We start from the raw sequence: 22,779 nt of genomic DNA on the forward strand, positions 1-22,779 counted from the left end.
AACCTCGTATTTGGTAAGTGCCATTCATCCGAGAGCGGCGACCGGCGGGACCGGGACGGCCGCGACGAGCGCGAACGCACCGGTCAGTACGGCCCGGCCGAAGAACTGCCCGCCCCGCGCGCCCAGCGCGAAGGAGCGGACCGAGGGCTGCGCGAGGCGCGCGCCCCCCGGCGGGAACGCGACGTCGATGTCCTGGAACGAGAACCGCGCCGGCAGCGCGAGCGCCCCCGTCTTGTAGAGCGCCTCCTTGGCGCTCCAGAGCAACGTCTCGAGGGCGGCGCGCGGGGTGCCCGCCGCGGCGCCCCGCGCGAGGCCCTCGCGCTCGCGCGGGGTGAAGTGCTCGTCGGCGAAGCTCGCCGCGCGCGCCTCGACCCGCTCGACGTCGACGCCGACCGCGCGCGCCGTGGTGACCGCGGCGGCCGCGAGCTCGCCCGCGTGCGAGAGCGACAGCGCGAACGCGCCGTCCTCGAAGCGCGGGCGACGGCCGGACGGCCCCGTCACCGCGCAGGCGAGGTAGGCGGCGCGCGGGTGCGCCTCGAGCGAGGCCGCGTCCAGCGCGACCAGCGGTGCGCCGCGGCCGGCGGCGAGCTCGAGGCGCAGCCACTTCGCCGCGACGCGCGCGCACGCGGACTGCGCCCGCCGGGCCGCGACGCGCTGCGCGGCGCACGCGCGGCGCTCGCCGGCCGTCAGGTAGGGCTCGAGGCGCGCCGCGGCCTCGGCGTCCGCCCGCGCGACCGCGATGGCGAGCGGCGGCGTCACGGCGCCCCCAGCGTCAGCGTCGCCTGCGCCGCCGGGCGGGCGTCCGCGGCCACGTGCCCCACGACGCGCCCCTCGAGCCCCTCGACCTCCAGAAGCACGCCGCCCGAGGGGTCGAGCGCCTGCGCCCACGCGCCGAGGACGCGGTCGCCCGCCGCGGTCGGGACCGTGGCGACGAGGCGGACAGGGACGCCCGCGTCGCGGAGCGCGAGGTCGTTGGCCGCCGTCCCGAAGCGGATCCGGTCGACGCCGCCCGCGGCGCACACCGGGAACGCGCCCGCCTCGTCGCGGCGCAGGGTGCCGAGCGACAGGAGCGCGTCGAGCAGGAGGAACGGCGTGGCGGCCCCGCGCTGCCCTGCGAGGGCGCCGTCGGTCGTGAGGCGGAACCGGGCCTCCTTGAGCGCGGCCCCGAGCACGAAGGTGCCGAGGTGATCGAACCAGCCCGCGTGCCGGACCGGCGAGCCAGGGCTCGCGTACGGGTCGCGGACCAGGGGCCCGTCGACCCGCCCGGCGTGCCGCGGAGCGAGGCCGCCGCGGTCGACGTGGATCGGGCCGAGCTCGACAACGCAGGTCGCGAAGACCACGCCGGCGCGGAGGATCACGCCCGACCGGTGGACGAAGTCGCCGCGCACCTCGACGGCGCACGCGACGCGGCCGCCGGCGAGGCGCTCGCGGCGGGTCGTCACCGCGCGCACGTCGCGCGGCGCGTCGTCGGCGAGGCGCAGGAACTCCAGGAAGCGCACGTCGCGCACCTCGCGGACGAGCGCCCCGCCGCCCGACGTCGCGAGCGCGTGCCGGACGGCCAGGTCGACGAGGAACGCCCCGGCCGCGACGGCGCTCGAGCGCGCCCGGTGGTCAGAGAGCCACGGATCGACGCGTGGATCGAGCGTCCACGCGCTCGCGGGCGCGCTCCCGGACGCACCGTCCGCGGCGGCGGCCGCGTCCTCCGCGACGATGCGCGGAGCGAAGCGCTCGATCTCGCCGTCGCTGAGCAGGACCTGGGCCGCGCCGGCGGGCGGCTCGGCGACGAGGTCGAGGAAGATCTGCCTCCCCTCCTCCGGCTCGACGCCCCGGAGCCCGCGCGCCGCGCCGAGCGCGCTGTACTCGGACCCGGCGGTCATGCCGACGCCGTTCCAGCCGAGCCACGCGATGCTCGACCACGGGCCCGCGCCGGCCTCGGCGGCGAAGTACGCCGCCGCGCGGTTCATCGCCTCGTTCGCCGCCCCGTAGTCCGGCTGCCCGTCGTTGCCGAGCACGCTGAACGCCGAGGTGACGAGGTGGACGTGCGGGCGCGCGTCGGGCAGGTGGCGCGCGAGGGCGCGGCGGAGGTGGGCGAGGCCGGCGAGCTTCGTGTCGACGATCCGCTCGAACAGATCGAGCGGCTTCGACGTGAGCCGGCTCGACACCTGGATGCCGGCGCCGTGCACGACCAGATCGACCCGGCCGTACGCCGCCGCGACCGCCGCGACGGCGCGGTCGACGTCCTCGCCGCGCGTCACGTCGACGGCGTGGTAGTCGACGACGCGGCGACCGGCGCCCCCGGCGCGCAGCTGGGCGAGGACCCGGTGCACCTCGCGCGCCGCGCGGAGGCGCGCGTAGCGATCGCGCAGGACGCCCATCCGCAGGCCCGGGCTCTCGCGCAGGGCCTCGCCGTAGAAGTCCCGCTCGTACGCGTCGAACGCCGCGTCGGTCATCGCGAGCGCGCGGGCCGGAGCGTCCTCCAGCCGCGAGCGGCCGAGGAGCACGGCGCGGCAGCCGAAGCGGTCGAGCAGGCCCTCGACGAGCTCCGCCGTGATGCCGCGCGCGCCGCCCGTCACGAGCACGACCGAGTCGGCGCCGAGCTGCGGCACGGCGCGCGCGCGCGGCCTCGCGGAGGCGCGGGCGAGCTGCACGGTGTGCCGCGCGCCGCCGAGATCGACCACCTCCTCGGGCACGGCGGGCCGGGCGTGGCGCCACTCCTCGGAGAGCGCGCCGAGCGCGGCCGCAACGTCGCGCGCGTCGGTGTGGACGACGCGCACGTCGCCGCCCGGGAGCTCGCGCGCCAGGGATTTCACGAAGCCGCCGACCGCGCCGCTCACGGGCGCGAGCCGCCCGTGGAGGTCCACAGCGGAGATGACGACGGCGGCGAAGGCCACCTCGCCGCGCGCGATGGCGCCGTAATAGCGGCGCGCCGCGCCGAACAGCGCGCGCAGCGCCGGCCTGTACGAGCCCGGCGCGCCGTCGACGAACGCGAGCGCGTCCGTGGCGCGGGTGAGCACGACGACCGCGTCGACGTCATCTGGGGCCAGGGCCGCGAACGACGCGCCGAGCCGCGCCTCGTCGCGGGCGTCGAGCGAGGGCGCACCGGCGGACGCCTCGGCCCAAGGCGCCGCGAGGTCGCGCGGGGTCCCGGCCTCCGCCGTGCCGGACGCCTCGTCGACGGCGAGCGCGAGGACGCGCGCGCGCTCCTCGTCGGAGCGGGCGGCGCGCCGCACCTCCGCGGCGAGCGCCGCGTCGGTGCAGACGTAGAGGACGCGGGACGGGACGCGCGCCGACGGCCCCGTCGCCGGCGCGGGGGCGATCTCGGGGACGAAGCCGTGGATCGGCGTGCCCGTCGCGAAGCCCGAGGCCGCTCGCGCCGGCGCGACCCGCGCGGCCTCGGGGGGCGTGACCTGGACGGCGCGGGGATCGGACGGCCAGCGCACCAGCGCGGCGCCGTGCGCGCCCGCGCCGCGGATCGCCGCGTGGAGCTCGACGGCGCCCTCGGCCCCGCGCAGCCGCGCGCTCGATCCGCCGACCGCGAGCTCGCGGGCCGAGGTGCCGCGCCCCGCCGCGCCGGCGGCGCCCTCCGCCGCGCCGGCGACGAGGTGCAGGCGAGCGAGCACCGGCCAGGCGTGGCGCGCGGCGGTGTCCTCGGTGCACAGCGCGACGAGCAGCGCCGCCTCGCCGACCGGCCTCGGGTCACGGGTAGCGGACGCGCCCCGCGCGACGTCGTCGCTGAAGGCGTTGACGGCCCCCGCGAGCACGACGTCGCAGTCCTCGTCGAGCACGAGATCGGCGGCCGCGAGCGCGTCGAGCAGCGAGGTCGCCGAGGTGTCGACGACGAAGTTCGGCCCGCGCAGGCCGAAGACGTTGGCGACGCGCCCGGAGATGACGTTGGGCATGTTGCCCGGCTGCGTGTACGGCCCCGTCGCGGGCGATCCCGCGCGGAGCGCGTCGGCCGTCGCGGAGGCCAGCGCGGGGCTGACGCCGCGCGCCCGGAGCGCCCGCGCCACGCGGTCGGCGAAGATGCGCTCGTTGGCGCGCGCGCCGCGGCGCGTCTTGCCCTCGTGGCCGACGACGACGCCGATGCGCTCGCAGAGCTCGCGCGCGGGCAGCGCCGAGAGCGCCTCCTCCGCGGCCATCGCCGCGAGCAGCTGCGTCGGGTCCATCGCCTCGAGGGCGTCCGGGAGGACCGGCGCGCGGGCCGGCAGCCGTAGCGCGCCCTCGTCGAACGAGAGGACGTCTGACGGGGCGCCCGCGGTCGCGCCTCCTGTGGCAGGGAACACGGACCCGAGCCCGACGACGCACAGCGCGCGGGCGCCGTCGCGCGGGCGCGGACGCGCGGGGTGGCGCTCGGGGCGGTGCTCCTCGACGACGAGGTGGGCGTTGGTGCCGCCGAAGCCGAAGCTGTCGAGCGCGGCGCGAAGCGGGGCTCCGCCCTCGGCGATCCAGGGGGCGGCCGCCGTCGGGATGGCGAACGGCGAGCGCGCCAGATCGATGCGCGCGCTCGGCGCCTGGAACCCGTGCTGCGGGAAGAGCGTGCGCTCGCGGATCGCGAGCACGACCTTGATGAGCGACGCGACGCCCGCGGTCCAGCCCGTGTGGCCGAGCAGCGACTTGACGCTGCCCAGGGCGATGCGCGGGGCGCCCGCGTCGCCGGCGTCGCTCGCGAACACCTCGGCGAGCGCCTGGAACTCGGTGGCGTCGCCGACGGGCGTCGCCGTGGCGTGCGCCTCGACGTACTGGACGCTCCGCGCCTCGACGCCGGCCCGCGCGTGGGCGCGCCGCATCGCCAGGGCCTGTCCGCGGCGCTGCGGCACCGTGACGGACGGGCTCGGGCCGTCGCTCGACAGGCCGCTCCCCAGGAGCACGGCGTCGACGCGATCGCCCCGCGATCGGGCGTCGTCGAGCCGCTCGAGCACGACGACGGCGGCGCCCTCGCCGAACACGACGCCGTCGGCGGACGCGTCGAAGGGGCGGCTGCCGGTCGCGGAGAGCCCGCCGAACTGCGAGAACTGGCACGCGTTCGTCGGGCCGGGCTGGTAGGCGCCGCCGGCGATCACGACGTCGGCGAGGCCGCGGCGAAGCATCGCGGCGCCCAGGTGCACCGCGTGCATCGACGACGCGCAGGCCGCGTCGACGAGGACGGTGCGCGCGCCCTCCCCCACCACGTCGCGCACGACGCGCGCGAGCGGCTCGAGGTGGCCGCGGCACGCCGCGCGCCGCCCGGCGTCGAGCCCGAGCTCGGCCGCCAGCGCGTCCACCACGGCGGCCCGGGCCGCCTCGTCCGCGGCGGCGCCGTCGAGCGCGCGCTCGACGCCGAGCAGCAGCGTGGCCTCGTCGTGCTCGATCGAGCCATCGGCCGTGGACCCGAGGAGGCACACGATCCGCAGGGGCGCGCCGCCGCGGAGCGCGGCCGCGTGCGATCGGGCCTCGGCGAGCGCGCACGCCAGCATGCGGGCCGTCTTGGGCAGCCGCTCGAGCGCGCGCGTGTCGTAACCGGTCTGCTCGGCGTACGGGCCGAGGGCGTCGACCGTGCCGACCAGCAGGCTGTAGGTCTTGTCGGCGGCGCGGCCGCGGTTCAGGAAGTCGGTCGCGAGCTCCGGGTGTCGCTCGCCGGTGTCGGCGATCCCGCACGTGCCCGCGAGCAGCTGCGCGAGGTAGGCGTCGACGCCGCCGGCCCCCGGCAGCACCGCGCCCATGCCCACGATCGCGATCGGCGTCGCACCCGGAGCGGAGGCGGCGTCGGGGCTCGCGGAGCTCGCGGCGGCTGCAGGGCTCGCGGCCTCGCGCGGGCGGCGGCCGTCCGGCTCCGCCTCCGGGAGCGGCGCGACCGCCGTGAGCGCGCGCCCCGCGGCGCGCAGCGCGTCGATCACGCGCCGGTGCTCGGCCACGACGTCTTCTCCCGCGCGGAACGTCGAAATCACGCGCAGATCGGGCCCGGTCGGCGCGCTCCGCCGCGTGAGCGCGGTCAGGGCGCCGCCGCCGCCGCACTCGACGAAGGTGCGGACCCCCGCCGCGTGGAGGTCGCGCACGGCCGCCTCGAAGTCGAGCGGCGTCACGAGGTGCATCGGGAGCAGGCGCGCGGGCGCGAGCGGGCCGTCGCCGTAGTGGACGCGATCGATCGGCGAGTACGTGGCCAGCGCGGGCCGCGCCGCGCCGGCGCGCACGAGGGCGCTCGCGAACGAACCGACCGCCGGCGCGAGCAGCGGCGAGTGGAAGGCGTAGCGGCTCGCGAGCACCGTCGCGCGAACGCCGGCGCCGGTGAGCCGCCGCTCGAGCGCCGCGATGCCGTCCGCCGTGCCCGACGCGACCGCCTGATCGGCCGCGTTCACCACCGCGACGAACACGTCGTCCCGGCCGAGCGCATGCACCTCGTCGCGCAGGCGCTCCGCGCCGGTGTGGGCGGCGAGCATGCGGCCGGGCGGCGCGCCGCGGAGGGCGAGCACCCGGCGGCACACGACCTCGGCGGCCGTCGCGAGGGGAAACGCGCCGCCCGCGGCCAGCGCGGCGATCTCCCCGAGGCTGTGCCCCGCCACGACCTCCGGCTCGAGCCCGGCGGACCGGAGCAGCGCGACGGCGACGTGGTCCTGGACGAGGATCCCGAGCTGATCGAGATCGACGCACGCCTCGAGGGCGGCCCGCGCCTCCGCCTCGCCCGCGGTCACGAGCGCCGCGAGCGAGGCGCCGAGCAGCTCGCGCGCCGCGGGCTCGGCCGCGGCCACGGCCTCGCGCGCGGCGTCAAAGCGCGCGTGGAGCGCTCGCAGGAGCCGGAGATCGAACGAGCCCTGGCCCGGCAGGAGCAGCGCGATCTTGCCGGCGACGCCGCCCTCCCGCGCGGCCTCCCCGGAGCGCCCCGGCGCGGCCTCCCCGCCCGCCGCGGCCTCCGCACCCCACCGCGCCCTGTGCGGGCGCGCCTCGTGGAGCGGCCCCCGCGCGACCTCGGCGGCGTGCCGGAGCAGGCGCTCGGGGAAGAGCTCGCGCAGCGCGGAGCCGCCGCGCAGGCAGAGCTCGACGAAGCGCTGGTGCGAAACGCGCTCGTCGAGGGCCCCGACGTGCGCCGTCACCGACCTGGGCAGCGGCGCGAGCTCGTCGCTCGCCGAGGCGACGGCGACGATGCGCTGGTAGCCGCACGCCACGGGCTCGCCGTCGAAGCGGACCGTGCGGAAGTAGCCGTACGCGCTCGAGCGCGTCACGGCGCCGAGGCTCATGAAGATCGCGACGCGCTCGCCCACGCGCACCGGCGCGAGGTTCCGGCTGTACCCCTCGGTGGTGAGCAGCCGGATCGCGGCGCGATCCTCCTCGTGCGGGAGCGTGCCGTCCGCGGCCTCGGCGAAGTAGAGCGTCTCGCGCGCGATGCACTGGAAGCGGAAGTTCGTGAGGTAGTGATGGCTGCCATAGGCCATGCTGTCCTCGAACTTCACGCAGTACGGAACGACGAAGAACTCGCCCATAGATCCTCTCCACGCAGCCCGCCCGCGGCCGGCGCCGACGCACGCCTGGCACCACGTGCCAGCCGCTGTTTCGTGCGCTCCTCACCGTTGCGCCGCTCGGGCTGTTCGAATAAGTGTACCTACACGTAAATGCTCGGAGCGCGCCGCGGGCCCATGGCCCCCGGCCGCGCGCGTGATGCCGCGATGCTCGCCTCGACGCCGCCGCGCCCCTTGGCGACAGATGACCGATCGATTCGAGGGATCGGCCAGCGCGCGCCGGGGCCGCCAGGACCGCCGACGCCGAGCAGGCGTCGTGCGGACGAGGCGGATCCACGTCGTCGAGGACGAGATAGGTGTAGCTACACCTGAACGGATGTCAAGCCGCCATCCAGGCCGTGATTTGACGGACCCGGTCGAAACGGTGTAGATACACTGGTGACCGATTTTGCCCGCGCCGCCCAGATCATCGCGAGCCAGTGCGCCCTCGTGCGCGTCCGCCGCGCGTCCCGCGCGCTGACGCGGCTCTACGACGACAGCCTGCGCGCGGCTGGGCTCCAGGCGACGCAGCTCACGATGCTCGCCGCGGTCGCGACGTGCGGCGACGAGGGCGTGCAGCTCAGCGCGCTCGCGGACGGGCTCGTCATGGATCGCACGACGCTCACGAGGAACCTCGTGCCGCTCGAGAAGGCGGGCCTGCTCCGCGTGGCGCGGGCGCCCGGCGACGCGCGCGTCCGCATCATCTCTCTCACGCGCCAGGGAGAGCGCGCGATCGAGGCGGCGTTCCCGCTGTGGGAGCGGACGCAGAAGCACGTCCGCGAGCAGCTCGGCGAGAGCAGGGCCGACGCGCTCCGCGAGGAGCTCGGCCGCGTCGTGGCCCTGGCCACGCGGCCCGAGAAGGCGGCGGAACCCCGGCGGACGAAGCAGAGGGCGCCGACGCAGCAGAAGGCGCGGTCGGGCAAGCGCAAGGCGACGTGAGATCGCCGCGCGCGGTCGGGCTCGTCGGCGCGGCCACTTGGTGTACGCTCCGGCCTGATCGAGGCGCACCCCATGAACGCGAGCGACCGACGCGCCCCCGGACCGAGCGCCGGTGAGGCCATCACGGGCCTCCTGCACGCCGCCCAGGAGGGCCAGAGGGACGCCGCGGACGCCCTCCTCCGCGCCGTCTATGCCGAGCTCAAGAGCATCGCCCTGGCCCGCGTCCGCCACCTCCGCGCCGGGCAGACCCTCGGCCCCACCGCGCTCGTCCACGAGGCGTACGAGAAGCTCTTCCGGGACGGCGAGGCCCGCTTCCAGAGCCGCGCCCATTTCTTCGGCGCCGCCTCCCAGGCGATGCGCGATCTCCTCGTCGATTACGCGCGCCACAAGGCCGCCCGGAAGCGGGGCGGCGATCAGGTGCGCGTCCCCGAGGAGGACATGCACGAGCTGCCCCTCGCGCTCGATCTCCCCGTCGAGGACCTCCTCGCCCTCGACGATGCCCTGCGCAAGATGAGCCAGGAGCACCCGCGCAAGGCCGAGATCGTGATGCTGCGCTACTTCGCGGGCCTGACCGAGGACGAGATCGCCGAGCTCTCGGGCGTGACGACGCGCACGGTCGAGCGCGACTGGCGCTTCGCGAAGGCGTGGCTCTACCGGGCGCTCCACGGCGGAGATGAGCCCGCCCCTTGATCCGCGCGAGGTAGAGGCGCTCTTCGAGGCGGCGCTCGATGAGCGCGACGAGCACCGCCGGGCGTTCCTCGAGGCGCGGTGCGCGGGCCGCCCGGAGCTCCTCGGGGAGGTGTGGAGCCTGCTCCAGAGCGACGGCGCCCAGCCGGACGGGTTCTTGAAGGGCGCCGCCGTCGCCCTCCCCGGCTGCGACGAATCGCTGAGCCCCGGCACGCGCATCGGGCGGTTCACGGTGCTCGCCAAGGCCGGCCAGGGCGGGATGGGCGTCGTCTATGCGGCCTACGACGCGGAGCTCGACCGACGCGTCGCCCTCAAGCTCATCGCGCCGGGGAGGTTCGATCCGGAGGACCGGGCCCGCCTCGTGCGCGAGGCGCAGGTGATGGCCAGGCTCTCGCACCCCAACGTCGTCCCCATCTACGAGATCGGCGAGCACGAGCGGGGCGTGTTCGTGGCGATGGAGTTCGTCGACGGCCGGACGCTGCGCGACCTGCGCGGCGAGCAGCCCCGCGCGTGGGAGGCCGCGCTCGCCGCCGGGATCCAGGCGGGCCGCGGCCTCGCGGCGGCGCACCAGGAGGGGCTCGTCCACCGCGACGTCAAGCCGGACAACATCCTGATCGGCAAGGACGGCCGGGCGCGCATCGCCGATTTCGGGCTCGCCCGCCTCCACGTCGAGGAGGAGCGGCCCCTCTCCAGCGGGGGCCCCGAAGCCGAGATCCCCGGGGAGGACGCGCTCCGAGCGCCGCTCACGGCCGGGAGCGCGTTCATGGGGACGCCGGCGTACATGGCCCCCGAGCAGGCCGAGCGGAGGCCGGCGACGGCGAGGAGCGATCAGTGGAGCTTCTGCGCCACGCTCTACGAGGCGCTCTACGGGGAGCCGCCGTTCGAGGGCGAGGACGTCCGAGCGCGGCTCGACGGGGCGCGGCGCGATCTCCTGAGGCCGGCGCCGGCCGGCTCGAAGGTGCCCGCGCGGGTCCGCGGCGCGCTCGCGCGCGGGCTCCGCGCTCGGCCCGAGGAGCGGTGGCCGAGGCTCGACGATCTGCTGAGCGTCCTCGCCGACGAGCTGGCGAGGAGCTCCGAGTTCGATCTCACGGTCTCCAGGCGCGAGCGCATCCGCTTCGGCCTCCTGATCGGCGCCCTCGGCGTCGTGATGGCGACGGTGGGTATCGGCCGCGTCGTCCCGGTGGTCCGCCCCGTGGACCTCTTCGCCATGGGCTGCGTCACGGCGCTCGCGGGGCTCACGCTGCTCCGGGTCTTCCGCCGCCCTCTCTCGAAGAGCGCTGTGAACCGGCGGATCGGCCACGTGGTGAAGGTGCTGCTCGTCGCGATGCTCCTTCACCGGGCGCTCGCCGTGATCACGGACGAGCCCGTGGAGCGCGCGCTCGCGACGAACCTGCTCCTCTTCGCGGCCGTCCACGCGACCGCCGCGCCGAGCCTGCCGAGGGCGAGCTGGCTAGCCGCCGCGCTCTGCGCGGCGTGCGCGGCGGCCGCCGCGGTCTTCCCGGAGCACGCCGCCGCGATCTACGTCACGGGCGTGCTGGGCTCGCTGACGATCGCCATCGTGGTGTGGCATCTCGAGTAGCGCGCTGTCGCCTGTCGCTGATCGATTCACGACGCACGGCGCGCGCTGGAATCCAACGAGAGGATCGTTGGCCGAGCGCCTGACCCCGATCATGGGCCCGCGATGAAGCTGTCCTGGTAGCCCGGGTCCTCCACCGCGAGCGCGGCGGCGGTGGCCGAGAGCGGGCGGATCGTGTCGAGCATGACCGCGAGCTCGCTCGTCTCGCGGGCCCCGAGGCTCGCCTCGTACGCGCCGGGGTGCGGCCCGTGCGGGACGCCGGCCGGATGGTGCGAGATGCTGCCGGGGCCGACGCCGCGGCGCGAGGTGAAGTTGCCGCGGCAGTAGAACAGGAACTCGTCACAATCGACCGACGCGTGGGGGTACGGGCAGGGGATCGCCTCCGGGTGGAAGTCGGTCGGGCGCGGCACGAAGCTGCAGACGAGGGCGCCGCGCGCGGCGAACGTCCCGTGCCAGTCCGGAGGCAGGTGGACGAGCCCGACGCGCGCCTGGAAGCGCTGGATCGGGAACGCGAACGGGTACACCGCCCCGTCCCAGCCGACGACGTCGAGCGGCGAGCGTTCGAGGGTGAAGCCGTGGAAGGCGCCGCCGCGCTTGACGACGAGCGCGCGGATGCCCTCGTCGAGGGGGCCGACGAACGTGGGCCGCCGGAAATCACGGTGCGAGTACGGCGCGTCCATCCGCAGCTGGCCGACCTCGTTGCGCCACTTGTACGGGAGGTGGATGTCCGCGGCCTCGATCGAGAGCCACCGCTGGGGCGCGGCGTCCGGGAGGAAGCGGTAGAAGAGCCCCTTCGGGATGACGACGTAGTCGTCCTGCTCGAAGCGGAGATCGCCGAGCATCGTGCGCACGACGCCGCCCCCGTGGAAGATGAAGAACAGCTCGTCGGCGTCCGCGTTCGCGAAGTACACAGGATCGGCCGCGTCCGGCTGGGCGAGCCCGATCACCACGTCGTCGTTGAAGAGCAGCGGCACGCGGCAGTCGACGGCGGGCCCGCCCCGCCGCGGCAGATCCTGCGACCGGTAGTGCCGCTTCGCCAGCGGGCGCGCCGGCGCGGCGACCGGCAGCGTGAAGCCGTGCGCGACCTCCGCGATCCGGTGCTCGTGCGGCCGCCGCTCGTGGTAGGCGATCGTGTAGGGGCCGTCGAAGCCCGCCCGCGTCAGGCACTCCTCGTAGCGGAGATCCCCCGCCTCGCTCCGGAGGGCGATGTGGTGCTTGGGCGGGACGATCCCGGCGACGACGCGATCGAGCATCAGCCGTGCCCCGCCTTCTGCTGCCGCTCGATGCTCTCGAACAGCGCCCGGAAATTGCCGGCGCCGAAGCCGCGGTCCCCCTTGCGCTGGATGAGCTCGAAGAAGAACGGCCCGGCGTCGGGATCGCGGTGCGTGCCCGACGACTCCTTGAGGAAGATCTGGAGGAGGTACGATCTCGCGCCGTCGCCGTCGACGAGCACCTCGAGCTCGCGCAGCGCCGCCACGTCCTCGTCGATCTGCCCGATACCGAGCCGCTGCAGGCGCTCGGGCAGCATGTCGTAATAGGCGGCCGGGGTCGGCATGAACTCCACGCCCCGGCCGCGCATCGCGCGCACGGCGGCGAGGATGTCCTCCACGGCGAGCGCCACGTGCTGCACGCCGTCGCCGCGGTGCTCCTCGTTGAAGACGTTGATCTGCGAGCTCTTGAAGTGCGGCCGGTAAGGCTCGTTGTTCGCGAACTTCACGCCCGAGGCCGGGTCCCACATCACGGCCGAGCGCAGGCCCGAGCCGTGATCGGCGTCCTTCGCGACGTCGTTCGTGTGGAACGCGATCTGCCAGAACGGCTCGAGCCCCAGCACGTGCTCCATCCAGAGCAGGGCGGGCGCCATCGTCTGGAAGTTCGAGGTGACGTGATCGAACCGGCCGATCCCGAAGCGGTTCTCGCCGCCGCGCGGCGCGTCGTAGGCCACGCAGCCGGGGAACAGCGCCCGGTAGCCGCGCCGCTCCACGAAGCGGAAGGTGGTGTCGCCGAACGGCGTCGTGATCGAGAACGACGCGAAGGTGCCGCCTGCCTCCGTCACCCGGTGGACCTCGCCGATCGGCGTGCCCCCGCGGCCGTCGAGCAGGCGGAAGGCGCGGTCGATGTCCTCCACCTCGAAGATGACCGTGCCCACCCCGTCGGGGTGCTTGCGCAGGTAGCGCCACGCCCGCCCGCCCTCGCCGATCGGCTGCGAGCAGACGACGACGCACTCGCCGGCCTGGAAGACGACCGAGCGCTGCGCCGCCGCCGCGGTGAGCTCCGGCGAGCTCGCGGCGATCTCCTGGAAATCGAGCTTCTCCGTGTAGAACCTGCGGCTCCGCTCCAGGTCGCGCACGTAGTAGTGCAGCGCCTCCACGCGCTTGATGCCGATCGACTCCACCTTGGCGCTCATCCGGATACCACCCGCTGCGCGATGCGCCCGAACAGGCTCTCTCCCGCGCGATTCAGCATCTCGATCATGATCGTGTCTCCTGGCTTCATGAAAGGCGTCGTGGCCGCCCCGTCCGAGAGGATCTCGAGCATGCGCTTCTCGGCCAGGCACGACACGCCGCGCGCCGGATCCCGGTTCGAGACGGTGCCGCTGCCGAGGAGCGTCCCCGCCGTGAAGCTGCGCGTCCTGGCGATGTGCTCGATGAGCTCGAAGAACGAGAAATGCATCTCCGGGCCGGCCTCGGGATCACCGATGAGCGCGCCGTTGTAGGTCGAGCGGAGCCGCAGGTGGACGCGCCCGTCGCGGAGCGCGTCCCCGAGCTCGTCGGGCGTGATCGCGAACGGCGAGAACGCTGTGGCGGGCTTGGAGCAGAAGAACCCGAACCCCTTCGCGAGCTCGGCGGGCACGAGGTTGCGCAGCGTCACGTCGTTGGCCAGCAGGAAGAGGCGGATGTGCCGGTGGGCCTCTTCGCGGCGCGTGCCCTGCGGGGTGTCGCCGAGGACGGCGCAGACCTCGGCCTCGAAATCGAGGCCCCAGGCCTCGTCGCGCAGGACGATGTCGTCGGTCGGGCCGAGGAGGACGCCGGAGCCGCCCTGGTACACAAGCGGATCGGTCGTCAGCGTCTCGGGGGGCTCGGCGCCGCGCGCCTTGCGCACGAGCATGATGTGGTGGATGTACGCCGAGCCGTCGACCCACTCGTACGCGCGGGGCAGCGGCGCGGCGAGATCTTCCACGGCGAGCGGGGTCACCGCCGCGTCGCCCCGCTCGATATCGTCGGCGATGCGGTGGAGCGCGGGCTCGGCGCGCTCCCAGTCGTCGAGCGCGGCCTGGAGCGTGGGGAAGGCCTCGCCTGCAGGCGCGTAGGCGAGGCCGTCGCGACGGACGACGACGAGCGTGCCATCGCGGCCGGGGCCGCGGAGAGAGGCGAGCTTCATGCGCGTGCGAGCTCCCCGTGGCGCCCCGGTAGTCGCTTCGTCTCGGCCGGACGAGCAGGAACCCCGTCGCGCCTGCCAGGGCTCGTCCTCGTTTGCGCGCTGTGCACCGGGTAACCGGTTGAACGGATCCGCATGAACACCGGATTGGGTGGTTTCACGACGCCCCACGATCTCGCGCGGCGCGCCATGGAGGTGATTGCAACGATCTCGTAGCCGATCCCTCTGGCTCGCGGCATAGGCATACGCGCCTATGCCGTCAATCGTGGGCGCGAGCCCCCATCGTCCCGGGGATCACTTCTGCAGCTGGACGCCCAGGAACAGGGCGTTCCCCTTCGCCCCCGACAGATCGCTTCTTTGATAGCCGAGCGCGACACGCGCGGCGTGCCCCTCGATGATGTAGCCCACCTGGGCATCGATGAGCAGATAGGAGTCGGCGTTCTTCGGCTTCGCCTGTTGCAGGCGGACCAGAGGCTGCAACTTCCCGACCCCGACGTTGCTCGGCGTGAGGTAGCTCGCGAGCGCAAAATAAGAGTAGTCGAACCTCTCGAAGTCGCCGAAGTACTTGTAGAATGCGCCCTCGAGCGTGATGGTGCCCGCCGCGCCGAGGTTCTTCTCGAACAGCAGGTCGGCGTTGACCTCGCCGTAGGTGTCCTTGCGCGGGATGCCCGGGGGCTCGCCCGCCGCAGGGGGCGGCAGCGATTCGACCGAACCTTCCTTCTGCACCTCACCCGCCACGCCGAGCGCGAGGATGCTCTTCTCCCCGAGGTACGTGGCCTTCTGGTAATAGGCTGGCTCCGGGTCGAGCACGCTCAGGTTGAGCCTCGCCGTGTAAAGCGGGCTCACCGAAGAGTCATGCAGGTTGAAGGCCCCCACATAATACTTGAACAGGCCGCCCGCCGCCTTGCCCCAGGCGGTCACCCCATCGTTGCGCCCGAAAGGCCCCTGTCTCGGCCCGATCGGCGGCGCATAGGGCTCGAAGAACCCGGGATAGTTCCACGGCCCCATCGACCACGGCCCGGAGAAGGCGGAGCGATCCGACGGCACGATCATTCGACCGATCCAGACGTTCAGCAGATCATGAAACTGGAACTTGGCGATGACGTCACGGATGGTCACGCTGCCCGTGATGTTGCCCCCGGTCGGGGTCGGCCCGAACTGAGCGACGACCGCGCCCTGCAGGCCGATGAATCGGTTGATTTCGCCTGAAAACGACAGATCCAGCTCTCCGTCCCCGAGCAGCCGGTCCATCTTCTCGCGCGCGCCGGGGTTCTGTAAGCGACCTCCGACGCGGGCCCAGGCCGCGACGCTGACCGGCTTCTTCCATGGCTCCTTCTCCGACGGCGGCGCCGTCGAAGCTGCACCAGGCCCGGCAGCGCTCTCGGGCGCCGGCGCGCCGGCGCGGGCTTCCGCAGGCGGCGCTGGCGCCGCGCTCGGGTCTGCAGCGGGGGCCGCGATCGTCGGAGCTTCGCCCGCGGGCGCCGGCGGCGCCTCGGGCGGCGGTTGTGCCCCTGCCGGGCGATGGAAGGAGGTGATGCCGAGGATGACGGCCAAGAACCCTGCGCCGACATCGCCCCGGCGTCTCGCCGCTCTCGTCTGTGTGCTCATGCGTTCTCCGTGTCAGGCCATCCGAGGCCTTGAAGCTCTCAGCCGCGCTCGCGCCCCCTAGCCGATCTCGTACACCGTGAGCCGCACCCGGTCGGCGAGCCGCTCGCCCACGGACAGGGCCAGCAGGGCGTTCAGCCGCAGGAGCCCTGGCGCCGAGGTGCGCATACGGATGGCGGTGCGGAAGTAGTAGAGCCCGGGGTCCACGGCCTCGCCGCGCCCGAGCGCCGCCAGCACCTCCGGCGGCCCGGCGCGGACGCCTTCGGAGAGGATCTCCACGGTTCCATGGCCGGCGATGTCGAGGATGTAGTGGGCGGAGATGTCCATCCGCCCGTCGGCCCAGATCGTCTGCCAGTCGCCGCCCGGCAGCACCCGCCCCTCGAGGCCGCCGGCCACCGTGCCGCCGACAATCGGGATGAAGCGCCGGCCGGGCGAGCTCGGATTGACGGTGACCGGCGGGGCCACCGCCACCTCGAGCGTCATCAGAGGGATGAGGGGAGGGCTCACGCGCGGGGCTCCGAGGCGCGCTTCAGCCCGGTCAGCACCTTGTAGCGGGCGGCGATGGCCTCCAGCTCGCCGGGGGCGAAGACGTCCTCGATACGGTCGAATCCGTCGGGCGCGCGGTCCTGGGCCATCTGCATGCACTGCTCCGGACCGTTGCCGCGGTTGGCCGCGACGATGGCGGCGGTGGCGGGCAGGCGCTGCGCCTCGTACGCGGCCAGCGCTTCCACGGGATCGGCGTGGGCGGCGAGCGCGCGGACCAGGGCGCGGGCGTCCAGGATGGCCTGGCTCGCCCCGTTGGAGCCGATGGGATACATCGGATGGGCGGCGTCCCCCAGCAGCGTCATGCGCCCATGGCTCCAGCGCGGCAGCGGATCGCGGTCGACCAGCGGAAACTCGTAGATCGCCTCGGCGTTCCGGATCAGGCCGGGCACATCCAGCCAGTCGAAGCGCCAGGCCTCGAACCTGGGCAGGAAGTCGGCGGGATCGCCCCGCCGGTTCCAGTCCTCCCGTCGCAGGCTCTCGGCGACGGTGAGCTCGGCGATCCAGTTGATCGTCTGGCGGCCGTCCGGCCCCGGTGGGGAGATGGGATAAGCGACGAACTTCTGGTCCTGGTGCCCGGCCATGATCATGCTGGCGCCGGTGAGGAAGGGCGCCGCCAGGCTGGTCGCCCGCCACAGGATGCGACCGCCGTAGACCGGCGGCCCCTCGTCCGGATAGAGGCCGGCGCGCGCCGCCGAATGGATGCCGTCGGCGCAGATCAGGAGATCGGCTGGAACCGTCCTGACCACGCCCTCGCGGTCGACGAAGCGCGCCACGATGCGGCCCTCGGCCTCTTCATGGGCCAGGAGGCGCCGGTCGCAGATCACCCGGTCTGCGCCCAGCCGCTCGACGGCGGCGTCGAACAGCACGCCTTGCAGGGCGCCGCGGTGCAGGGAGATCTGCGGCGCGGCGTGACCCGCGAAGCGGCCGCGCGGCTCGCCCCAGATGCGCTGGCCGAAGCGGTTGAAATAGACAAGCTCGCGGGTCGCCACCCCGTGGGCCATCAAGGCCTCGACGAGGCCCAGCTCGTCCAGCACCTCGGCGGCGTGGGGCAGGAGGTTGATGCCGACCCCGAGCGGCAGGATGGTGGGCACGGCCTCGAAGACCGTCACCTCATGACCCGAGGCGTGTAGCGCCAGAGCTGCGGCCAGGCCGCCGATCCCGGCGCCCGCGACGATTACCTGCATGAGTCCTCCCGCAGACATGCGGCTCGACGCCGCACCTCGTTGAAGCCGCCGCCAAGCGGGCGAAGCGCGCGACGAACAGCGCCGCCAGCGCCTGCAGCAGCCAGTCCTCTCGAACGATCCAGCGGGCGGCGACCCCCGGGACGGCGCAGGCCGAAGGCCCCGCCGCCCGGATGACGCCCGGCGCGCTGCCGGGCGCGGATCGCCTCCGCCCTTTGCTCAATCAGCGGCATGACGCCCACGAATGGTCATCACCGCCGCGGCCACGCCGGCCGACAGGACCACTGGCACCATGGCCATGGCCACGCCGGCGGGGCCCCAGCCCTGCCCCAGCAGGTGGCCCGCCACCAGCGGCCCGCCGATGGAACCCAGCCGGCCGGCGGCGATGGAGGCCCCTGTGGCCAGCCCGCGCGCCCGCGCCGGGTAATAGAGCGGGATGACGCCATAGAGCGAATATTGCGCGCCCAGCAGGAAGAAACCGGCCAGGCCTGCCAGCACCAGCACCGGAAGCAGGCTGCTCGCCCCCGCCAGCCCGAACAGCGACAGGGCCAGGGCGGGATAGGCCGCGATGATGGGGAGGCGCGGCCCGAGCCGGTCCACCAGCAATCCGATGACCCAGCAGCCGATGACGCTGCCGACATTGAACGCGAAGGCGGCGCCAGCGCCCCCCCTTCCGCCCAGACCCTTGGCGGCGACCAGCGACGGCAGCCAGTTCAGCAGCAGATACAGCACCAGCAGCGTCAGGCCGAAGGTGAACCAGGCCAGCAGCGTGACCAGCAGCCGGCCATCGCCGAACAGCGCATCCCCTCCGCCCGGCCGCTGGGCGCCGCTGGCCGCTGCGGTGCGGCTGTCGGGCATCAGCCGCGCCATGACCGGCAGCAGCAGCAGCGGCAGCACGCCGCCGGCCACGAAGATGCTCTGCCAGCCGAACCGCGCCAGGAAGCCGGCCGCGAACAGCGCCGCCAGCGCGCCGCCGGCCGGCATGCCGCTGAACATCAACGTGGTGGTGCGGGTCCGCCGGTCGGCCGGCGCGATCTCCAGGGCGATGGCCACCAGGGTGGGCATCGCCGCCCCCAGCCCTGTCCCGGCCAGGAGCCGGTAGAGGCCCAGCGACACCGGCCCTCCCGCCACCACGGTGGCCAGCGTGAACAGGCCGAAGACGCCGACGGCCAGCATCAGCAACGGCTTCCGGCCCATGCGGTCGGCCATCCAGCCGCCGGCCAGCGCGCCGCAGACGAGCCCGACCATGCCGGCCCCGAACACGACGCCCGCCTGCCCTGGCGTCAGGCCGAGGGCGGGGATCAGCAGGGGGGCGGCCACGCCGACGGCCTGGATGTCGAACCCTTCCAGCAGCGCGATCAAGAAGCACAGCGACAGCGTGACGGCGCCGCGCGGCGCGTTAGGGGGCGATGCGCCCATGGGGAAACCTCCCGTTTCGTTCCCGTTGCCCGGGATGGTTGCAGCCGGCGGCAGCCGAACCGATGCGGTGTTTGAACGTAGCTGGTGGAGCGTGACGGACCCGGTGATGCAACGACTTCGTACCCGAGCCCTCCGGCTCGAGGCATAGGCATACCCGCCTATGCCTCGAGGCGAGCCGTTCTCAGGCGACAGGATTTTTGCTGCCGCGATGGGGGTCGGGGCGGAGGCGGGCGCGGAGGCTGCCGGATCGTCGACACGCCCCCTCGTCGAGAGCGCGGAGCGGTGCTCTCTGGATCCGCTCTCGCGCTTGCGCCGACTCGCGGCCAACGTCCCGCTCTGGCCGACAGCCCTCCTGGTGAAGACAACAGCACAAGTGGCCTGACGAGCTCAGCGACGAGGAAAGGAATGGAGGGATGAATCACACAGTGTGAGGGTGCATGGGCGGGCAATGCCAGGAGGGCAACCCGGTGCGCCGCGGCGCGCGGTGGTCCAGGTGGCGCGGCGCCGGCAGCGGCCGTCGTCCGGCGGTTCACGGGACCGCGCCCGGGCTGAGCTCGACCAGCGGCTCCGCTGCCTGTCGATGCGTCATGAGGTCACCGAGGCTGACACCCTGAGGGGCTCTTGCTCTACGCTCCTCCCGATGCCAAGCGACGCTCCTGCTGATCTCTGCTCGCTCGCCTTCACCTGCAGCGTCGACCCGCTGCTCTTGCTCGATGGAAGCGGTCGGATCCTGGCGCTGAACCCCGCCGCCGAGCGCCTCTCCTCCACGCCCGGGGCGACGGCGCTGGGAAGGCCCGTCGATGAGGTCCTGCGGCCCGATGCGCCCCTCGGCGCGCTGCTCGAGCAGGTGCTCCGCGATCGCGCCCCGCGCGCCCTGCCGCCCGACTTCACCCTCCACCTCGCGAACGAGCGCGCCGTCCTCGCCGAAGGCAGCCTCAGCCCGCTCGTCGACCCTGCGGGCGCGTGCGCCGCCGTGCTCCTCGCGCTGCGCGACGTGACCGAGCAACGCCGGGCCGAGCGGGCGGCGTGCGAGGAAGGAGCGCGCCTGCGCGCGGCCATCGAGGCGCTCGACGTCGGCTTCGTCATCTACGATACCGAGGAGCGGCTCCGCTTCTTCAACGCGGCGTACAAATCGCTCTACCCCGAATGTGCCGCCGCCATTCAGCTGGGCAATACGTTCGAAGAGGTCGTCCGCGAGGGCTGCCGGAAGGGGATCCACCTCCACAGCGGCCTCGGCGAAGAGGAGTGGGTCGCCGCTCGCCTCGCGGAGCATCGCCGCCCCGGGGACGTCTTCGTGCGGCGGTTCGGGGACCGCTGGATCACCCTCAAGAGCGGGCGCCTCCCCGACGGCGGCTTCGTCGGCCTGCGGATCGACACCACCGCGCTCAAGGAGGCAGAGCTCGCCCTCGAGCGCGAGCGGCAGTTCATCCGCCTCGTGCTCGACACCATCCCGATCGTCGTGACCGTCAAGGATCGGGACGGCAAGATGAAGCTCGTCAGCAGGAGCTACGCCGAGCTGTACAACACCACGGTGGAGGGCGCGGTTGGGAAGACCGTTGACGATCTGCCGCGCTCCCACGCCGAGCTCGCCGTCGTCGGCGAGATGGACCGGGAGGTGCTCGCGCGCATGCAGCCGGTCTCGCGGGTTTACCCCGTCACGCGCCCGAACAGCAAGACGCGGTGGATGTCCGTCGTCAAGGTGCCTCTCGTCGAGCAGGACGGCACGGCGCACATCCTCGCCATTGGGACGGACATCACGGCGCAGCGGGAGCACGAGGAGCACATGACCGCCACCATCGCCGAGCTCGAGCGGCAGAAGCACGCCATCGCCGGTCAGCTCGCGGTCATCCAGCGCCAGCAGGCGCTCATCCGCGCGCTGTCCACGCCCATCCTCCAGGTCGCCGAGGGCGTGCTCGCCGTGCCCCTCATCGGCGCGCTCGACGACGCCCGCGCGGCCGACGTCACCGGAAAGCTCCTCGACGAGGTCGTGCGCACAGGCGCTCGCTTCGCCATCATCGACGTCACCGGCATCGAGAGCGTCGACGCCGCGACGGCCGACCACCTCGTCCGCATCGTCCGCGCGATCCGCCTGCTCGGCGCGAGCGGCGTCCTCACCGGCATCGGGCCCGCCGTCGCCCAATCCATGTGTGGCATCGGGGTCGACCTCTCGGGCGTCACCACACACGGCAACCTCCGCGCCGGCATCGAGGTCTGCCTCCGCGCGCTGTCAGGTCGGCGCTGAGCGATGCCGGCGTCTCCCGTCCTCCGCGAGGGCGACGAGGAAGGAGCGCGCAATGGAGATGGAAGACGTGCTGATTCGACTCAAGACCCTTGACGGCCGGCTCGATTCGATGCACCCTTCCGCCGTCGTTATGGTCGTCCTTGCCGCCTCCCCTTTCTCGCTCACGGCCCATCCCGCGAGCGAGCCCCGCTGACGGGCGACGGAGCGCACGACGCGTTCAAGAGGCCGCCCCGGGGATCCGGAGGCGGCCTCTCTCATTCTGGCGTCGTCAAACCGACCTGCGACTCGGCTGGAGGAGCTCGATGAAGAACACCCTCGTCCTCTGCGTGTGACGTTGTCACGCGGAGGCATCGTCACGCGCTAGCCCGGTACCCCGTATCCGGGCGTGCTCGGGGACGCCGCGCCCGGTTGAAATGAGCCGCGGGCGCCGTCCCCGGCCGCCTACTCCGCGAGATCCCTGAAGCGGCGTTGGGTGGTCCCATGAGTAAGAAGAAGAAGTCCGAGGCCAAGCGGCATCGGAGGGCGGCGAAGCGCGCGCGCAAGGCCGCCGAGAGAGCGAAGTACGAAGCATGGAAGGCGGCGGGGCAGAACACGAAGAGCCGGCGCGCGAAGCTCCGAGCGAAGCGGCTGCGAAAGGCGACCGTCCGCACCAGGCAACATGCGGCGGGTCCCTGCGGGAACATCGGGTGCAAGCGCTGTAACCCGATCACCGCGAACCTGGTCTCGGTTCGTCTCCTGCATCGCACGGCGCGATGAGACCGAAAGGGGCGCTCGGAGGCCGAGCGCCCCTTTCTCTTGGTGCGCCCGGCGCGGGCATCGACGGAGATCACGGCGCGCCCGGCGCGTTCCCGCTGAAGGGGATCACCCTGGGGAGCGCCCGCCGTTGCATCCTCTACTGCAAGAAGATGGTGACCGAACCGTCGTAGGCGATCGTGCCGCTCGGGAACTGACCGGACGCGCTTCGCGCGTGATCGCGGCAGTTCTCGAAGCTCCCATCGCTGCGCGGCTTGTCGCACGCGTCGCCGCAATTTCCGACGACCGTGACGACGCAGTCGTCCAGCGATGGCCCGCACACCCGCTGGATCGAGGTCTGCTCGGGTGACACGCAAGCAAAGTAAAGAGGCGGATTGGCGAAGATATTGCCATAATATGCCCCTTCGCGCGTCGCGTACGCGGTGCGCTCCGCCGAGTCGGAGGACAGCTCGCAGTGGTTCCCTCTCATCGAGATGGGGGTCGGGATGCCGAGGTAATTGACCCTGGATAGTACGCACGCGGACACCCATGCCTTGCACGCATTGTCGCAGGAGCCGCCCGTATCGCCCCAGTTCTTGTGAAGACCGATCCCGCCATCGAATCCATAGACCACGCCGTCGACATCGATATCGAAGTGCGCCCCCCTCGGCAGGGCGCAGCTCACCACGTACTCGAGCAGCTGGCGCGCGAGCGGATCCCGGAGCGCGCTCCTGGTGAGCGCGTTCGACGTCAGCGCGTTCGATGTCAGCGCGTTCGACGTCAGCGCGTTCGACGTCAGCGCGTTCGATGTCAGCGCGTTCAACGTCAGCGCGTTCGACGTCAGCGCGTTGTCGACGACAGCCGCCTGCTCCGCGGTGTCGACATCGTAGTCCTCCCCCTCCGGCAGGCCCACGCAGGCGGCCAGCGACGTCACCAGGGCAGGACACAGAACGAGCACGCTTCTATACATCATGAACAACACCCCCCTTGATCATCTTATGTCCTCATGAA

At 73.4% G+C, this 22,779-nt stretch carries 16 protein-coding genes; 6 read left to right on the forward strand and 10 right to left on the reverse strand.

Annotation, left to right across the window (positions count from 1 at the left end):
- Positions 1 to 24: 24 nt before the first annotated feature.
- Together WME97_RS26485 and WME97_RS26490 are read right to left on the reverse strand one after the other, a co-directional pair.
- Complete coding sequence (locus tag WME97_RS26485; protein WP_437541183.1) at positions 25 to 759, reverse strand: 4'-phosphopantetheinyl transferase family protein; 735 nt, start codon at positions 757 to 759, stop codon at positions 25 to 27.
- Positions 756 to 7,451: an SDR family NAD(P)-dependent oxidoreductase gene (locus tag WME97_RS26490; RefSeq protein WP_437541185.1), complete on the reverse strand. Its 6,696-nt coding sequence runs from the start codon at positions 7,449 to 7,451 to the stop codon at positions 756 to 758. The genes WME97_RS26485 and WME97_RS26490 overlap by 4 nt, the downstream gene beginning before the upstream one ends.
- A 414-nt stretch (positions 7,452 to 7,865) precedes the next feature.
- Here WME97_RS26490 and WME97_RS26495 point away from each other — a divergent pair, with 414 nt between their 5' ends.
- The 3 genes from WME97_RS26495 (at position 7,866) to WME97_RS26505 (ending at position 10,671) form a co-directional block, all read left to right on the forward strand.
- Complete coding sequence (locus WME97_RS26495; RefSeq protein WP_437541187.1) at positions 7,866 to 8,405, forward strand: MarR family winged helix-turn-helix transcriptional regulator; 540 nt, start codon at positions 7,866 to 7,868, stop codon at positions 8,403 to 8,405.
- Positions 8,406 to 8,477: 72 nt separating this feature from the next.
- Positions 8,478 to 9,095, forward strand: coding sequence for an ECF-type sigma factor (locus WME97_RS26500; RefSeq protein WP_437541189.1), 618 nt, complete (start codon positions 8,478 to 8,480; stop codon positions 9,093 to 9,095).
- On the forward strand, positions 9,079 to 10,671 hold the full coding sequence (locus WME97_RS26505; protein ID WP_437541191.1) for a serine/threonine-protein kinase: 1,593 nt from the start codon (positions 9,079 to 9,081) through the stop codon (positions 10,669 to 10,671). The genes WME97_RS26500 and WME97_RS26505 overlap by 17 nt, the downstream gene beginning before the upstream one ends.
- Positions 10,672 to 10,760: 89 nt before the next feature.
- On the opposite strand, the gene WME97_RS26510 is transcribed toward WME97_RS26505, so the two are convergent.
- The 7 genes from WME97_RS26510 to WME97_RS26540 all read right to left on the reverse strand — a co-directional run bounded on the left by WME97_RS26510 (position 10,761) and on the right by WME97_RS26540 (position 18,794).
- On the reverse strand, positions 10,761 to 11,921 hold the full coding sequence (locus WME97_RS26510) for a homogentisate 1,2-dioxygenase (protein ID WP_437541193.1): 1,161 nt from the start codon (positions 11,919 to 11,921) through the stop codon (positions 10,761 to 10,763).
- Entirely contained in the window at positions 11,921 to 13,072 is a 1,152-nt protein-coding gene (locus WME97_RS26515; protein WP_437541195.1) for a 4-hydroxyphenylpyruvate dioxygenase family protein, read from the reverse strand. The genes WME97_RS26510 and WME97_RS26515 overlap by 1 nt, the downstream gene beginning before the upstream one ends.
- Positions 13,069 to 14,046 (reverse strand): fumarylacetoacetate hydrolase family protein, encoded by a 978-nt coding sequence (locus WME97_RS26520; RefSeq protein WP_437541198.1) that lies wholly within the window; start codon positions 14,044 to 14,046, stop codon positions 13,069 to 13,071. The genes WME97_RS26515 and WME97_RS26520 overlap by 4 nt, the downstream gene beginning before the upstream one ends.
- Positions 14,047 to 14,337: 291 nt before the next feature.
- A complete protein-coding gene (locus WME97_RS26525) occupies positions 14,338 to 15,651 on the reverse strand; it encodes a hypothetical protein (RefSeq protein WP_437541201.1) in 1,314 nt (437 codons plus the stop codon).
- A 57-nt stretch (positions 15,652 to 15,708) separates the two neighbouring features.
- Positions 15,709 to 16,155 carry a DUF3237 family protein gene (locus WME97_RS26530; RefSeq protein WP_437541203.1) on the reverse strand — a complete coding sequence of 149 codons (447 nt, stop codon included), beginning with the start codon at positions 16,153 to 16,155 and terminating at the stop codon, positions 15,709 to 15,711.
- On the reverse strand, positions 16,152 to 17,378 hold the full coding sequence (locus WME97_RS26535) for a flavin-dependent oxidoreductase (protein ID WP_437541205.1): 1,227 nt from the start codon (positions 17,376 to 17,378) through the stop codon (positions 16,152 to 16,154). Before WME97_RS26535 ends, WME97_RS26530 begins: the two co-directional genes overlap by 4 nt.
- Before the next feature lie 216 nt (positions 17,379 to 17,594).
- A complete protein-coding gene (locus tag WME97_RS26540) occupies positions 17,595 to 18,794 on the reverse strand; it encodes an MFS transporter (protein WP_437541208.1) in 1,200 nt (399 codons plus the stop codon).
- Positions 18,795 to 19,434: 640 nt separating this feature from the next.
- Between WME97_RS26540 and WME97_RS26545 the strand changes: the two genes are divergently transcribed.
- The 3 genes from WME97_RS26545 (at position 19,435) to WME97_RS26555 (ending at position 21,792) form a co-directional block, all read left to right on the forward strand.
- Positions 19,435 to 21,036, forward strand: coding sequence for a PAS domain-containing protein (locus WME97_RS26545; RefSeq protein WP_437541210.1), 1,602 nt, complete (start codon positions 19,435 to 19,437; stop codon positions 21,034 to 21,036).
- A gap of 52 nt (positions 21,037 to 21,088) precedes the next feature.
- The gene (locus WME97_RS26550; RefSeq protein WP_437541213.1) at positions 21,089 to 21,229 is read left to right on the forward strand and encodes a hypothetical protein; all 141 of its coding nucleotides are present in this window, start codon (positions 21,089 to 21,091) and stop codon (positions 21,227 to 21,229) included.
- A 287-nt stretch (positions 21,230 to 21,516) separates the two neighbouring features.
- Complete coding sequence (locus WME97_RS26555) at positions 21,517 to 21,792, forward strand: hypothetical protein (RefSeq protein ID WP_437541216.1); 276 nt, start codon at positions 21,517 to 21,519, stop codon at positions 21,790 to 21,792.
- 136 nt (positions 21,793 to 21,928) lie between these two features.
- Here WME97_RS26555 and WME97_RS26560 read toward each other — a convergent pair whose 3' ends face one another.
- A complete protein-coding gene (locus tag WME97_RS26560; RefSeq protein WP_437541219.1) occupies positions 21,929 to 22,741 on the reverse strand; it encodes a hypothetical protein in 813 nt (270 codons plus the stop codon).
- Positions 22,742 to 22,779: the final 38 nt, after the last annotated feature.

Source organism: Sorangium sp. So ce367 (genome assembly GCF_051520455.1).
In the GTDB taxonomy this organism is placed as follows: Bacteria; Myxococcota_A; Polyangia; order Polyangiales; family Polyangiaceae; genus Sorangium; species Sorangium cellulosum_B.

Excerpts from the sequence above, each read along its gene's own strand:
- WME97_RS26545 (WP_437541210.1), top strand. The coding sequence starts at position 19,435 with ATGCCAAGCGACGCTCCTGCTGATCTCTGCTCGCTCGCCTTCACCTGC.
- WME97_RS26505 (WP_437541191.1), top strand. The coding sequence starts at position 9,079 with ATGAGCCCGCCCCTTGATCCGCGCGAGGTAGAGGCGCTCTTCGAGGCG.
- WME97_RS26540 (WP_437541208.1), bottom strand. The coding sequence starts at position 18,794 with ATGGGCGCATCGCCCCCTAACGCGCCGCGCGGCGCCGTCACGCTGTCG.
- WME97_RS26520 (WP_437541198.1), bottom strand. The coding sequence starts at position 14,046 with ATGAAGCTCGCCTCTCTCCGCGGCCCCGGCCGCGATGGCACGCTCGTC.
- WME97_RS26535 (WP_437541205.1), bottom strand. The coding sequence starts at position 17,378 with ATGCAGGTAATCGTCGCGGGCGCCGGGATCGGCGGCCTGGCCGCAGCT.
- WME97_RS26490 (WP_437541185.1), bottom strand. The coding sequence starts at position 7,451 with ATGGGCGAGTTCTTCGTCGTTCCGTACTGCGTGAAGTTCGAGGACAGC.
- WME97_RS26525 (WP_437541201.1), bottom strand. The coding sequence starts at position 15,651 with ATGAGCACACAGACGAGAGCGGCGAGACGCCGGGGCGATGTCGGCGCA.
- WME97_RS26500 (WP_437541189.1), top strand. The coding sequence starts at position 8,478 with ATGAACGCGAGCGACCGACGCGCCCCCGGACCGAGCGCCGGTGAGGCC.
- WME97_RS26510 (WP_437541193.1), bottom strand. The coding sequence starts at position 11,921 with ATGCTCGATCGCGTCGTCGCCGGGATCGTCCCGCCCAAGCACCACATC.
- WME97_RS26555 (WP_437541216.1), top strand. The coding sequence starts at position 21,517 with ATGAGTAAGAAGAAGAAGTCCGAGGCCAAGCGGCATCGGAGGGCGGCG.
- WME97_RS26560 (WP_437541219.1), bottom strand. The coding sequence starts at position 22,741 with ATGATGTATAGAAGCGTGCTCGTTCTGTGTCCTGCCCTGGTGACGTCG.
- WME97_RS26515 (WP_437541195.1), bottom strand. The coding sequence starts at position 13,072 with ATGAGCGCCAAGGTGGAGTCGATCGGCATCAAGCGCGTGGAGGCGCTG.
- WME97_RS26550 (WP_437541213.1), top strand. The coding sequence starts at position 21,089 with ATGGAGATGGAAGACGTGCTGATTCGACTCAAGACCCTTGACGGCCGG.